Here is a 13,995-nt window from a genome sequence, read left to right on the forward strand (position 1 = left end):
CATCAGCATCGGCATCAGCATCGGCATCAGCATCGGCATCAGCATCGGCATCAGCATCGGCATCAGCATCGGCATCAGCATCGGCATCAGCATCGGCATCAGCATCGGCATCAGCATCGGCATCACTGTCGTCTCCAGAGGATCCGCCACCAAGAGCGAGAGCCGCTCCGCCGGCCAGCAGGCCGAGTGCCGCCAGACCAAGAATAGAACCATCGCCTGTTGTGGCACCGACCAGCTGGTCTACACCTTCAATTTGCGAGAACTGGAAATCCGCCAAGCCATCACCATGTTCGCCAAGCCAGAGATTTCCGTTCTCGTCTTCCAGCACCAGCTGGCTGTGTTCGCCGTCAACCTCATGATAGAAGTTGCCTATCCGGATCGTCTCACCTGATCGCATGCGCATCAGCAGATCGTCGCCATCACGAACGAAATTGGCAACGTCATTGGGCGACGCATTAATCTGTACGATACTGGGTCTATCTACATTCAGATCATAGAGTGACACCGATCGAGAACTTCCCTCTGACTTATCTGTGACTATCGCAACCATGAAATTGTTCTCCTGCAACGCGGCAACAAGCGGTGACAGAAATTCACTGCCACTCGGAACACCAAGCAACTTTCAAGAAACCGGATTTTTGCGAACGGCGAACCGCCGCGAGGTGTAGAGCTGAACCATCAGCTCTGATTTTTGGCCTTAAGGAAATTTACCTCTGAAGGGCCTCTCCCATTCTCATAATTGCATAGAAGCTGGGCGTTGCAAGAAAAACAACCAGCAATAGTATTAGTAAAGTCTACTTTAGTTAATTCTTCGAAAACGAACGGCAATTTCCCAGAACAAAAAGCAGGGAATTAATGTCCGGCGCTAAGAACCACCTGTGCCGTTACGGAGGTGGTCTCCAGTAAAAAATCTGCTTTATTTTTGTTCTCGAGCGATCATTCGTATCGCTTGTAGACAGTACCGTTCCGATTTGTGCCACGCCAGCGGGCGGTAAAATCTTAATTAGAAGAACCGGCAAGGGTTGAGGAACCTACACACACAACATGAAAAGACTGGAATATTTTCGATAAAATGATAAAAATCAATTATTTATCGGCCTCAAGATGGTTGGGTTGGCAACCACCTACAATGACACGCCTTGAACGGTTTGACCGTCAAGCGCAAAAGCCTTGCGCATTTGTCCCGCACTGAACGTACAGTCAATATTCAACCGATGCAGATCATATTTAATATTGCTGATATCAAACCTCGCGGCATGCAACTCCTGATCAGCATTGAGCAAATCCAGCAGGCTTCTCGTGCCCAGTTCAATATATTGCGTCTGGTAGAGGTCGCGGGTCTGCCGCATGGTGGTTTGGCGGACCGAAAGAGAGCGATACAGGCTTTCCTTGCTCGAAATCTGGCTGCTGGCCTCCGTCAGGTTCCGCAAGATATCGACCCGCGCGCGTGCCTCTGCCGCCTGCGATGCACCAAGCGCCTGCGTTGCCATGTTACGCCGGGCACTTGTTGCGCCGCCATTGTAGAGGCTGCCGGTTACCCGCAAGCCAACGCTATAGTCCGGTTTATGTGAACCAATATCCGTGGGATCGACGCCGATGCCTGCATCAAGCGACAGGGTTGGAAGCCCTTCAGCCCTGGCAAGATCAACCTGCGCTGCGGCAGCCTTGCGGTCCGCATCTGCCTGCATCACTGCCGGTACCTGCGACCAGTCCAGATTTGTCGAGCCACAGGCTTTCGCCAGCCAGGCTGGCATCGCGTCAGAAACATCAATCCGTCCGGCAATACCGCTCAGATTCGAGAGCACCGCTTGCCAGCGGGCCAGTTCCCCCTCGATCTCCAGCAATGTGGCTTCAGCAGCCTGGACACGTGCCTCCGCCTGAAGCAGGTCGGAACGGGTGCTTGCACCCTTGTCCGTCCGGGAACTGACCAATCCCAGAATTGCTTTGGTATCCTTGATCTGGTCACTCGCCACAACGCGCAGAGCACGATTGCGCTGAATTTCAATCACCGCATATGACGTCTCGCGCGCGAGGTCGTCGACTGCCATCAAAACCTGCGACTTGCGGCCAGAAATACCGGCCGTGGCAATCTTCACCTTGTTGTCGACCTTGCCAAAGTCATACAGCATCTGCGAGACATTGAGGTTAAGGTCCGGGCTGTAACGATCCGATCGATTGGTATTGTAGGCCGAATCCACACCCCAGCTGACATTAGGCAGATAGCCTGAACGCGCTTCGTTAACGGACTCTGTTTGTTGGCGCAGGCGGCCAACCGTCTCCGTGACTGCGGGGTGCCAATCAACGGCTTTTCGTACCGCCGTTTCAAGCGACAAAGGCCCCTTGTGTTCGGCCTTTTCAAAATTCACCGGCTTGATTGAGCCGGTTGTCGGACCAGTGACACCCGGCAGATCATCACCCTGCGATGCGCGCGCCTGAGCACCGGCATCTCCCGTAACTGCTGAGTTGACCTGTTGTTTCTGGATACGGGAACCGTTTGCGCAACCGGTCGCCAAGACACCAACGGCAATAGTGCAAAGAAGGGCGGGAAGCCAGTGAGACTGCATACAACGTTCCACCTTCAAACGAGAAGAATGAGCAACTTGCCAGTACGCAGAACAAAGAAATGGCCTGTGATACGCCGATACAATCCGGCTTTATAAGCCAAAGCTAAATGAGCATGGTTAATGGTTAGTTAATTGAAATTCGTGCACCGCAGCAATGCAGGGTAGAGCCAACGGTGACCTTGACAGGCTTAAGCTGCTACAATCGGTCTGCCACGGTGGCAGACCGAGCTTCATGTCATCATTAAAGATTGGCCGGACGCGGTGTCGGTATTGGTACATTCACCACATTTTCGCTCGCCCATGTCCGGATAGCGTGCGGACGACCTGGCATTTCACTCTCTAGATAGCTGGCATGGCCCGGCAGTCCCATCGGGTACAAAGCCTCACGGCTGTTCTCATAGGCAACGCTCTGGTTTGTGCAAAGGCGAACACGCATATCCTCAGGCGCGACATCAGGTCGGTTACGGATATCATCCACGCGGCCTGCATTTGCGGTAAGACGTCCGTCAAAGGCCTGCGTCAGATACTGCGCTGAACGCTCATTGCGTTCGCGTTCAGTGGTTGCACCGAGAACAACCACCATCACCTGTTTGCCGTTACGCTCGGTAAGCCCGACGTAGTTTCTGCCAGAGGCACACAGGAAACCAGTCTTCATGCCAACCGTGCCGCTGAAGCGGGTCAGCAACAAATTATTGGACTTAATTTCCTTACCATCGATGGTGACCGCCGTTGCTTCAAAGAAATGCCGATACTGCGGAAACAGCCGGTCGATTTCCATTCCAAGGATCGCAAGATCGCGGGCCGTGGAATAATTCTGTCGGCTGAACAGACCGTTTGGGCTGGCAAAATGCGTGCCGGTCATACCAAGCGAAGCAGCCCTTTCATTCATGCGCGCAACGAATGCTGGCTCGCTGGCAGCCACGGTTTCCGCAAGGGCAACGGCAACGTCATTGGCGGACGCCGTGATCGTCGCGTAAAGCGCATCTTCAAGCGTCATGGCACGCCCAAACGTCAGCCCCGATTCCAGAAATGCCTGCTTCGTTGCATTGCGCGTCATCACGACTGGCGTCGTCAGGGTCACGGCATTTGCACGAAGAGCTTCGAAAGTCAGCAGGGCCGTCATCAACTTGGTTGTTGAAGCAGGATACCACAGCACGCCTGCATCTTCCTGATAAAGCACGCCACGGCTTGCAACATCAACAACAAGTACAGGCGTCGCATTTGCAGCTGAACTCGCCAGGAAAGAAGCGCTGAGCAACATGCTTGTTAGCATTTTTCCCGTGAGACGCTTTAGCGTCGTCCCCAGGTTTGCGAATGAAACTCGTTGTGGACAAGAAGAATGAGAGCGCTCTAAGAATGACATGCGGCATATGCTTTGGTTTGTGAACGGTCCCTTGGGTATAGGGCGGATCGGGCATGTTTGTCGATGCTGTCTTGCAATAAGCTCTGTTCAATAGCCGCATATGTGAACAGTACATGTATCGTGAATTACTTTTGTTGACTAAATTTATCATGTATTATAGAGCCACCTCCTGAAGCCGTTACCGGCTTTTTGCATGGGAGATTTTATGACATTTTTGAGAGTTTTAACCGCGCCAGTGGTGGCAGCGGCAGTCTTTGCTGTGCCTGCAAATGCCCAGCAACTGAAGGCTTTCACTGAATTTGAAGGACGCTGGCAAAGTCAGCAGTCCACGGCAAACCTTGCGCTGATGTTGCCGTTCATGCTGGATAACAGCACTGCACTGTTTTTCGATATCGGAGCCGCCATCCAGGAAGGTGATGTGCAAAAAGCCTCATTCGGCGGCGGCTATCGATTTTCGGCGGGCAGTTGGGTCGGTGGCCTTTATGGTTATTACGATTATCTCAACAGCGGACTGGACAACAGTTTCCACCAGATGTCCTTCGGTGCTGAAGCAATCGGCCAGATCTATGAAACAAGAGCCAACATCTACCTGCCGATTGGTGCGGGAAAGTCCGTCGACGGCGCAGGTGCCGGGGTGATTGATGGTGGAACCTTGAAATTCCGCGAAGGCATGGAAAGAGCAAGACCAGGCATCGATGCTGAAATCGGCATCAAGGTTCCCGGAATATCGTCCACTGGCAACGCGGAACTCAAGCTGTTTGCCGGTAGCTACTGGTATGGTGGCAAGAACATGGACGACATGTTCGGCGCAAAATTGCGAGCAGAGCTGGCCTTTGCAAATCTTCCGGTGTTACCCGCAGGATCGACCGCGCATATCGGGCTGACAGGAACCTATGACAATGAGGACCGATTTGACGGCGCCCTGATGGCACGTCTCAGAATACCGTTCGGTGTTACCGAAACAGAAAACGCAGAGCCCTTTGATCCGTGGACGCAGCGCGTCGAGCGTAATTCTGCAATTCGCACACATGTTGGGGCAACAGGCGATCTCGAAGATGCTATTATCGACCTGAATGGCCAGATGGCTGGACAGGTTGTCTCTATTTCATCGGCAAGCGGCAACACATCGGCCATAAATGCGCGTATCGCATCGGCGGGCACTGGCGCCGTGATCATGGTCGATGGCAGCATCGGGCTCGACCAATCCTTATCACTGGCAAGCGGACAGACGCTGCTCGGCGGCGGTGGCAATCTGGCACTGCGCGGTGCCTCGAGTGGCGCCAGGGGAAATTATGTCAACCGGAATGCTGCTGGCGTGTTGACGGGTTATGACCCATCGCAAGACGTCATCACCATGGCGTCAAACAGTGTTGTATCCTCGCTTTCGATCTCTGGTGGGTTGGCGGGTATCGGCAGTACCAGTACATCCAACCTGTTCATTGACAGCATTGATGTAACCAACACTGCACATGACGGCATTCGATTGACGCAGGTGGATGGAGCAGTCATCCGGAATAGCCGTATCCACAATCTGTTCATTTGCGAAAACAATACTGCGTGTGAATTTGCCGTCGGAAGTCCGAATGTCGCGCCCTATGCCGCCATCAGCGCGCACGGTACCCGAAACCTCACGGTCAAGGACACGACAATCGATAGCGTAACATACGGTATCTTTGCAGGCAGTGCGATCGATGACAGTGGATGGCCGCCCGTAATCACGGACCTGGCCAGCAACATCACACTCGACAATGTGACGATTTCCCGCTCCCGTCGGGAAGGTATTCTTCTTGTTGCAGCAGACACCGTCAACATGAATGAGGTTACGATCGATAACTCTCAGCAAGGCCGTGACATGGATCTAGTTGTTCTGCAGGGGACTTCGAATGTGGCGATAACGGACATGACGCTGAAGGGAGGCGTCAACGGTCTGATGTTGATATCCGCCAGCACATTGCCTGATGAGGCAAAGACAACCAATGTGCGTGTAAACGGACTGTCGATCGAATATACCAACAATGCCGGGATATTCTTCAATCCAGTGACCGACATCAGCCTCAGCAATGTGACCATCAAGAATGCCGGTACTTACGGTATGTTCCTGTATGGCGATGAATGGGGTTTCCTCGGCGGACCCATCAAAGACATCAGTTTCGACAATGTCGTCATCGATGACGCAACGTTGGCTGGGCTCTATTTCATGGGGCCAAGTGAAAATCTCACAGGTAACGTTCGCGTTATCAACACACCGCGCGATTGCAAATCCGATGCGTCGTGGATGGGCGGACTGAGCGGCTCGATTTCGCAGGATCCGGGCTCAGTGCTGCTGCTTAACGGCACGGCGATCGACAGCACGAATTTCGATGGACGTTGCGGTTAAACCAAGGCAATCGGCTGAAAAACATCGAGGATCGGGCTATCCGGTCCTCGAACCAGCGGTTTTCAACAGCATTGCCCTCGCTCTGATCAAAACGGGCGCTGGTGCCAATCAGCGTCTTTTTCCCCGGCGTAGATCGGTGTCTTGTCATCCCTCTCACCGGCCAAAACGCAGCCATAAGTTTTATGCCTACCCGATGGGAACGCCAAAAATTGCAAATTGGCTCTAGCTTTGGAGCGTGGTCTTGTTATACCTCTCTGCCCCAGAGGAAACCAAAAATGCCAGACGAAGCCGAAGACGGCGACAGTACTGACGGATACCGAATGACCGCGACCCGCTTGGACGCGGCGTCGCTTTTTCATGAAATCAAAGCTTTTGCATCAACCGCGCCGGCAACGGGGCGGCTTTACGCGTTTCCTAATTTCAACAACAGAAGGATTGGCCTCACCCTGATGGGCGGTCTCTACAATATATGATTTTCGAATGGATGTCCGACCCGGCCGCCTGGGCGGGTCTCGCCACCCTTATCGTTCTCGAAATTGTTCTCGGTATCGACAATCTTGTCTTCATTGCCATTCTGGCGGACAAGCTCCCGGAACACCAGCGCGAAAAGGCCCGCCTGATTGGCCTTAGTATGGCGCTGGTCATGCGCCTCATCCTGCTGGCTTCGATCGCCTGGATCGTTACCCTGACAGCACCATTATTTACCGTTGCAGGCATGGAGATATCCGGTCGTGACCTGATCCTTATTCTTGGTGGCGTCTTCCTGTTGTTCAAGGGAACGATGGAACTGCACGAACGGCTAGAAGGACATACCAAACACAAGGAAGGCAAGATCCACCACGCCATTTTCTGGCAGGTTCTTGTCCAGATCGTTGTGCTTGATGCAGTCTTCTCGCTCGACAGCGTCATCACCGCCGTTGGCATGGTGAAAGAACTGTCGGTCATGATGATCGGTGTTATCGTTGCAATGGCCGTCATGATGATGGCATCCAAGCCACTGATGGCATTTGTGTCCAAACATCCAACCGTCGTCATCCTTTGCCTTGGCTTCCTGATGATGATCGGTTTCTCGCTGGTCGTTGAAGGTCTCGGCTTTCATATTCCGAAGGGTTACCTCTATGCCGCTATCGGCTTCTCGATCCTGATCGAAGCCTTCAACCAGGTCGGTCGCCGCAATCGAGAGCGGTTCATGAGCACGGGTGACCTGAGAGAGCGTACGGCCAATGCGGTTCTGTCGCTACTTGGCAGCCGCAAGAGCGAGACGTCGCTTGGCGAAGCAGCCGACGTGATTGCCGACCGGGCAACGGAGAACGAACTCTTCACCCCGGTCGAGCATGACATGATCGAAAGTGTACTGTCGCTTGCTGACCGTCCGGCAAAATCCATCATGACCCCACGCCGTGATGTCGAGTGGCTTGATATCGACGACAGCGAAGAAGAGTTGAGAAAGCAGATCATCGAAACGGGCCATTCCCGTTTCCCGATCGGTCGTGGCAGCCTGGATGACTTCGTCGGCGTCGCGTTCGCGAAGGACTTGCTCCGCGACCTTCTGGAAACCGGTAAGATCGATTTCGATCGCTCCCTGCGCCAGCCTCTTGTCGTGCATGAAAGCGTCAGCGCCCTGCGCCTTCTGGAGCAGCTTCGTCAGTCGCCTCTTCAGGTTGCTATTGTCCTCGATGAATATGGTTCGATGGAAGGTATGGTCACACCAACCGATTTGCTGGAGGCCATTGCCGGCGAGTTCCTGGATGATGACGAGCCGTTCACTCTCGAGCGCGAGGCAGATGATGTCCTGCTGGTCGATGGTCGTACCGACATCCGTCACGTGTCAAAGATCGTTGATGCCGATCTGGTGGATGATGCCGACCGTTACTCCACGCTGGCAGGCCTCATCCTGTGGCGTCTTGGCCACCTTCCGCGTCAGGGTGAAACGGTCGTATTTAACGGTCTAGTCTTCGAAGTGGTGGCGCTTGATGGCCGCAACATCAACAAGGTGAGAATTAAAAAACACCTCACAGAGCTGGAAATGACCTCTCTCGAGGCGTGAGTTCGGTCCGTCACTCACAATACATGCCCGGCAGTCGTACCGCGAGACTGCCGGGGCGCCAACGACCTGTAGGCGTTGACTTTGCAAGGTCCGACCTCCATCTTTAACTGACATGCCGAAGAAAAAGCCGACAGAAGATGATGGCCCTGAGCTGGTCAAAACGTGGGAGTTGCCAACCTCGGCAACGCTCGGATCGGCTGTACGCGCCAAAGGCATTCTGCAGGAAGTTCAGGCACGGCTTCCGATAACCATTCGCAAGTCGATCGACCTTGATGTCGGCATACTCACGCTGGCATTACCGGAAACGTCGAGAACGACTTTTCGTGCCGCATCAGCAACGGTTTCCGAAGTGCTCGCCAATATTGCCAGCCTGCCGGTAATACCCCGGGAAATCGAAGACATCCTGACCATCTCGACAACGGAACGCCATCGGTGGCTGAATGATGGCCGATTGCTCAGTGCCGGGACGCGCACGGTGAAACTGCGAGGACGTGCGAAAAAGATCACCTTCCACGTCTTCGAGCCGAAGGTTGTCGAAGATCTGCTGGACCGGGGAACGGTTGATGAATGGCGTGAAGAAGATGCCGCCGCCAAGCTTGAAAACAGACGGCGAGCAGCCTATCAGGCCAAACTTACGCGCTCGTTGAAAAAAGCCAGCAAGGACAAAACAAAAGCAAAACCCAACTCCGATGAGACCAACCTGTCAGGATGGGAAGATTTCGACCGCGACGGATTTTTACGCTAGATTTTTGAGCGGTAAGTAGTGAGATGCCTTGCTCGCACTATCCCATACGTTCAGAAACATATTCGCCCGGCGATGCTGGAAATACCACGGTCTTGTTTCCATTCATGAAGACGCGGTGATGAATATGCGCATGAATGGCGCGCGCCAACACTTGGCTTTCAACGTCACGGCCAAGGCTCACATAGTCCATCGCACTTTGCGCATGGGTTACGCGCGTGGTGTCCTGCTCGATGATCGGCCCTTCATCGAGATCTGCGGTGACGTAATGCGCCGTCGCACCAATCAGCCGCACACCCCGCTCATAGGCCTGTTTGTAAGGGTTGGCGCCTTTGAAAGATGGCAGGAAAGAGTGGTGAATATTGATGATCCGGCCGGACATTTCCTGACACAGTTGGTCCGACAGAACCTGCATGTAGCGAGCCAGCACAACAAGTTCCGCATTGGTATCATGGACAACCTGCAGGATCTCCGCTTCGGCCTCGGGCTTGGTCTCCGGCGTGACGCGGATGTGGTGAAAAGGAATGTCCTCATTTACCACCTGCTTTTGATAGTCGAGATGATTGGAAATCACCGCAACGATCTCCACCGGCAGCGCCCCTATGCGAGAACGGTACAGAAGATCATTCAGGCAATGGCCAAAGCGCGACACCATGATCACCACCTTGGCTTTGCGGGACTGGTCGTGGAATTCGTATCTCATGTCAAAATCTTTTGCGATGGATGCAAAGCCATCGGCCAGGGCGTCCCGGTCCGTTCCCTTCTCCGAAACAAAACTTAACCGCATGAAAAATCGGTCATTTTCCTGGTCGGTGAATTGTGAACTGTCGTTGATGTTGCATCCGCAGTCGGCCAGATAACCGGACACGGCGGCAACGATACCGCTTCGTGCGGGGCACGAGACTTTCATGATGTATGCCATACTAACCTGCTCTCCCGCTCAACCCTATCACCAGGGTAAAATCCGCTTTCACAGTTTTCAATTTCGCTGCTGCACGATGTTTCAGACGATTTCTGCAGCAAGTTCCTTGCAGCCGGTTTCGAGCAGATGGCCAAGATGCGGCGCAAAACTGTTCCAGATATCCATGCGGAACCGATCTACCGCATCACGCCGCAGCACCACGGTTACACCGTCGAAATTTGTCCGACGCGCCTCACCAACAGGAATGGTATCGATGTCGCGGGCGCAGCCAAGTGTCAGCAGTTCGTTGGCCTGCGGCCCCTCGATCACCACCGTCACCTCGCGGCCGGAGATATCGACAAGACTATGCGGATGAGCCGCATAGATGTTTGCACAGGCAGCAACCAGACCCGCAACGTCATCCACCGGGCAATGGATCGTCCACTCATCCGGACCGAGGTGAACCACCTCGACTGCGCCTGAGGAAACACGCGCACCGATCCTGTTTGGCAAAACAAGACCAAGAGTATTGTTCAGCGGTGACAGGTCACCACGCGCCCGCAGCGACAAGCGCCCATTGGCCGAGGAAAGGCTGACCCGCGCAGCTTTGCTTTCGGCCAGCATACCTGAGGAGGGAAAAGAAACGCGCATATTCATGGTCATCTCCAGATCAGATCTTCAGGCGGGAGTTTTCGGGATCGACAAACACCATGCCGGTAATTTTTGCGGCAATGGTGCGGTCCGGCATCGGGATGTATACCGTCTCACCGGTCCTCTCATGACCACCCTCCACCAGAGCCAGTGCAATTGGCTGGCCAACCGCGTCCGAGTGGTAAGCGGAGGTCACGTGACCCACCATTTTCATCGGGATCGGCTGGTTTGGATCAAAGACAATCTGGGCACCCTCTTCCAGCTTCGAACGGTCTTCGGTCAGAAGGCCGACAAGGTGTTTGCGCCCCTTGGCGGTGAGGTCAGGGCGCGCAAGGCCACGTTTACCAACGAAGTCAGGTTTGTTCTTGCCAACCGCCCAGCCCATCGCTGCGTCGTAAGGCGTGACGGTGCCGTCCGTGTCCTGACCGACGATGATGTAACCCTTTTCGGCGCGCAACACGTGCATGGTTTCCGTGCCATAGGCGGTAATGCCATACTGCTGGCCGGCTTCCCAGAGACTTTCCCAAAGCTTGCGGCCAAGCGGTGCTGGCACATTGACCTCAAAACCGATCTCACCGGTAAAGCTGACCCGGAACAGTCGCGCCGGCATTCCGGCCACCGTGCACTCCACACAGGACATGTGCGGGAAAGCCTCTTCCGTCAGCTCGACACCCTCGACCAGCGGTGCAAGCAGCTTCGCCGCATTTGGACCGTTCAGGGCGATGGTTGACCACTGTTCGGTGGTCGAGGTCAGCCAGACATTAAGGTCAGGCCATTCGGTCTGGAGGTAATCCTCCATCATGTTCAGAACCCGCGCCGCGCCGCCGGTGGTGGTGGTCACGTGGAAACGATCCTCCGTCATGCGGCCAATCACACCGTCATCACGAATGAAACCATCGTCACCCAGCAACAAGCCGTAACGGCAACGACCTGATGCCAGTTTGGTCCACGGATTGGTGTACATCCGGTTCATGAATTCAACGGCATCGGGACCGACGACTTCGATCTTACCAAGTGTCGAGGCATCGAAGATACCAACGCTGTCGCGCACCGCACGGCATTCGCGGCCAACCGCTGCATCCATGTCTTCGCCGGGTTTTGGGAAATACCAGGCGCGGCGCCATTGGCCGACAGGCTCGTAGGCAGCGCCGTGCTCTTCGGCCCAGCCATCAATCTGTGTCTTGCGTGTTACCTCAAAATGTCCGCCACGGTGATACCCTGCAAAGGCGCCGAAGGTCGTCGGAGTGTAAGGCGGACGGAATGTGGTCAGACCGACTTCCGGCTGGCGTTTCCCCAGGGCTTCGGCCGCAATATTCAGGCCGTTGATGTTGGACATCTTGCCCTGATCGGTCGCCATGCCATTGGTGGTGTAACGTTTGACATGTTCGATCGAGCGCATGCCTTCACGAACCGCCAGTCGCAAGTCCTTGGCAGTCACGTCATTCTGGTAGTCGACAAAGGCTTTTGCCTTTCCGGGATTACGGTCGCTTGGCAGTTCTGTATGCGAGACGCCTGTGCCTATCCGGTCATGATCCACCAGATAGCCGGAGGTAGCACTTGTCTTGCCAAGCGCTTCTGCAACTTCACAGCCTCGTTCTGCACCGTCCTTCAGCGCAGCTTCAATGCCCCAAAGTCCCCGCCCTGCACCGGCAATCAGGCAATCTTCGTTGGTTACAGCAGGCAGGAAAGTGGTGCGTTCATCATCCCAGGCTATCTTGCCTTGGGTATGGGAAAAGAGATGCAAAGATGGTGTCCATCCGCCCGACATCAGCACCGCATCGCAGGCGATAGGCTGTCCGGCGGCCACAGTAGAACCATTGACCGGGTTCACGCGAACCGAACTGACACGCAGCCGTCCCGACGTCGCCGTCACGGTATGCGACATCAGGACCGGGATGCCGAGTGTCCGGGCTTCATTCACCAGCTCTGGTCGTACGTCAGGCCGTGTATCGATGATTGCCTGAACGCGAGCACCAGCACCATGAAGATCAAAAGCGGCATACCACGCACTGTCATGGCTGGTGACCACCACTGGTCTGTTGCCGACCTTAACGCCGTAACGGTTGAGATAGGTCTGGGCAGAACCGGCCAGCATTACCCCCGGACGATCATTGCCATGAAACACCAATGGCTTTTCCAGCGCACCCTGCGCCAGCACCACTTGGCGCGCCCGTACCCGCCACAGGCGTTCACGCGGCACATCCTGCGGCAGGGTTTCAAGGTGGTCGGTCAGCTTTTCGCATAGACCGATCATGTTCTGGTGATAATAGGCAATGGCTGTTGTCCGGGTCATGACCCGGACGCCCAAATCCTTCAATGCCTTCAGCTCATTTGCTAACCAGTTCCATGCAGGTTGACCATTGATTTGTGCCTGCGGCTCAGACAGCAAGGTACCGCCAGCCTCGGCATTTTCATCGACGACAACGACTTTCAGACCATCAACGGCGGCAGCGCGCGCAGCAGCCAGACCGGCTGGACCAGCACCGACGATCAGCACATCGCAGTGAAGGTTGCGCGAGGCATAATGGTCGGGGTCTTCTTCAGCCGGGGAAACACCAAGTCCGGCCGCGGCCCGGATGAAAGGTTCATAGACCTTGTTCCAGAAGCTCTTCGGCCACATGAAGGTCTTGTAGTAGAAGCCAGCCGAAAACAGCATATAGGCCATGTCGTTGATGGCGCCGACGTCAAACTTCAGGCTTGGATATTTGTTTTGGGATGTGGTCTCCAGACCGCTCCAGATTTCCTGCACGGTGGCGCGGGTATTCGGCTCGAACCGTCCTGCACCCCGTCGTGTACCGATCAGCGCGTTCGGCTCCTCGGAACCGGCGGCGACCGGACCACGTGGCCGGTGATATTTGAAGGAGCGGCCCATCAGGTGCACGCCATTGGCAAGCAGTGCTGACGCAACCGTGTCACCCTTGGCGCCGCGATAGGTCTTGCCGTCAAAGGTGAAACTTACAGGCTTGCTGGTATCGACCCGGCCACGGCCGGAAACGCGGTATGAGTTCATTTCGACACCTCGGAGCGGACTGGCGAGCCGGCAGGAATACCCGGCAAAGAAGCAAGATCAGGACGTGGCTCGCCCGCACGGTAGGTGGTCAGGAAGCGGTCGCTGACTGTGTCACGCACGGCATTGAAGAAACGGCCACAGCCATGCAGATGACGCCATCTTTCAAAATGCGGGCCTTTGGCGTTTTCACGGATGAACAGAAATTCTTCCCACTGCTCGTCCGTCTGTGACGAGGGATCAGCTGGGCGAATGACATGGGCCTGACCGGCATAGGTGAATTCGGCTTCTGGCAGCGTTTCGTTGCAATAGGGGCAATTGATCAGCAACATATCTTAAGCTC

Annotated in this window: 11 protein-coding genes; 4 read left to right on the forward strand and 7 right to left on the reverse strand. The window is 55.0% G+C overall.

Features of this window, described 5'->3' with window-relative positions; translation table 11 throughout:
- The 3 genes from IB237_RS11950 to IB237_RS11960 all read right to left on the reverse strand — a co-directional run.
- Positions 1–550: BapA prefix-like domain-containing protein (locus IB237_RS11950; protein ID WP_192488906.1), on the reverse strand; the 550-nt coding region annotated here is incomplete at its 3' end.
- Positions 551–1,124: 574 nt separating this feature from the next.
- Entirely contained in the window at positions 1,125–2,564 is a 1,440-nt protein-coding gene (locus tag IB237_RS11955) for a TolC family outer membrane protein (protein ID WP_192488907.1), read from the reverse strand.
- 241 nt (positions 2,565–2,805) lie between these two features.
- Entirely contained in the window at positions 2,806–3,825 is a 1,020-nt protein-coding gene (locus IB237_RS11960) for a D-alanyl-D-alanine carboxypeptidase family protein (protein ID WP_210323925.1), read from the reverse strand.
- A gap of 307 nt (positions 3,826–4,132) precedes the next feature.
- Between IB237_RS11960 and IB237_RS11965 the strand changes: the two genes are divergently transcribed.
- The 4 genes from IB237_RS11965 to IB237_RS11980 all read left to right on the forward strand — a co-directional run bounded on the left by IB237_RS11965 (position 4,133) and on the right by IB237_RS11980 (position 9,096).
- A complete protein-coding gene (locus IB237_RS11965) occupies positions 4,133–6,304 on the forward strand; it encodes a right-handed parallel beta-helix repeat-containing protein (RefSeq protein WP_192488909.1) in 2,172 nt (723 codons plus the stop codon).
- Between the two features lie 275 nt (positions 6,305–6,579).
- A complete protein-coding gene (locus IB237_RS11970) occupies positions 6,580–6,777 on the forward strand; it encodes a hypothetical protein (protein WP_192488910.1) in 198 nt (65 codons plus the stop codon).
- The gene (locus IB237_RS11975; protein ID WP_192488911.1) at positions 6,774–8,351 is read left to right on the forward strand and encodes a TerC family protein; all 1,578 of its coding nucleotides are present in this window, start codon (positions 6,774–6,776) and stop codon (positions 8,349–8,351) included. Before IB237_RS11970 ends, IB237_RS11975 begins: the two co-directional genes overlap by 4 nt.
- Before the next feature lie 112 nt (positions 8,352–8,463).
- Positions 8,464–9,096: a hypothetical protein gene (locus IB237_RS11980; RefSeq protein WP_192488912.1), complete on the forward strand. Its 633-nt coding sequence runs from the start codon at positions 8,464–8,466 to the stop codon at positions 9,094–9,096.
- A 37-nt stretch (positions 9,097–9,133) separates the two neighbouring features.
- Here IB237_RS11980 and purU read toward each other — a convergent pair whose 3' ends face one another.
- The 4 genes from purU to IB237_RS12000 form a co-directional block, all read right to left on the reverse strand.
- On the reverse strand, positions 9,134–10,015 hold the full coding sequence (gene purU / locus IB237_RS11985) for a formyltetrahydrofolate deformylase (RefSeq protein WP_192488913.1): 882 nt from the start codon (positions 10,013–10,015) through the stop codon (positions 9,134–9,136).
- 81 nt (positions 10,016–10,096) lie between these two features.
- The gene (gene soxG, locus IB237_RS11990) at positions 10,097–10,651 is read right to left on the reverse strand and encodes a sarcosine oxidase subunit gamma family protein (protein WP_192488914.1); all 555 of its coding nucleotides are present in this window, start codon (positions 10,649–10,651) and stop codon (positions 10,097–10,099) included.
- 13 nt (positions 10,652–10,664) lie between these two features.
- The gene (locus IB237_RS11995) at positions 10,665–13,655 is read right to left on the reverse strand and encodes a sarcosine oxidase subunit alpha (protein WP_192488915.1); all 2,991 of its coding nucleotides are present in this window, start codon (positions 13,653–13,655) and stop codon (positions 10,665–10,667) included.
- Positions 13,652–13,984 carry a sarcosine oxidase subunit delta gene (locus IB237_RS12000; protein ID WP_192488916.1) on the reverse strand — a complete coding sequence of 111 codons (333 nt, stop codon included), beginning with the start codon at positions 13,982–13,984 and terminating at the stop codon, positions 13,652–13,654. Before IB237_RS12000 ends, IB237_RS11995 begins: the two co-directional genes overlap by 4 nt.
- Positions 13,985–13,995: the final 11 nt, after the last annotated feature.

This window comes from Agrobacterium sp. AGB01, from assembly GCF_014851585.1.
GTDB lineage: Bacteria > Pseudomonadota > Alphaproteobacteria > Rhizobiales > Rhizobiaceae > Agrobacterium.

Bases quoted from the DNA above. Each gene is read 5' to 3' on its own strand.
- IB237_RS11980 (WP_192488912.1), top strand. From the start codon at position 8,464: ATGCCGAAGAAAAAGCCGACAGAAGATGATGGCCCTGAGCTGGTCAAA.
- purU (WP_192488913.1), bottom strand. From the start codon at position 10,015: ATGGCATACATCATGAAAGTCTCGTGCCCCGCACGAAGCGGTATCGTT.
- IB237_RS11965 (WP_192488909.1), top strand. From the start codon at position 4,133: ATGACATTTTTGAGAGTTTTAACCGCGCCAGTGGTGGCAGCGGCAGTC.
- IB237_RS11960 (WP_210323925.1), bottom strand. From the start codon at position 3,825: ATGTTGCTCAGCGCTTCTTTCCTGGCGAGTTCAGCTGCAAATGCGACG.
- IB237_RS12000 (WP_192488916.1), bottom strand. From the start codon at position 13,984: ATGTTGCTGATCAATTGCCCCTATTGCAACGAAACGCTGCCAGAAGCC.
- IB237_RS11970 (WP_192488910.1), top strand. From the start codon at position 6,580: ATGCCAGACGAAGCCGAAGACGGCGACAGTACTGACGGATACCGAATG.
- IB237_RS11975 (WP_192488911.1), top strand. From the start codon at position 6,774: ATGATTTTCGAATGGATGTCCGACCCGGCCGCCTGGGCGGGTCTCGCC.
- soxG (WP_192488914.1), bottom strand. From the start codon at position 10,651: ATGAATATGCGCGTTTCTTTTCCCTCCTCAGGTATGCTGGCCGAAAGC.
- IB237_RS11955 (WP_192488907.1), bottom strand. From the start codon at position 2,564: ATGCAGTCTCACTGGCTTCCCGCCCTTCTTTGCACTATTGCCGTTGGT.
- IB237_RS11995 (WP_192488915.1), bottom strand. From the start codon at position 13,655: ATGAACTCATACCGCGTTTCCGGCCGTGGCCGGGTCGATACCAGCAAG.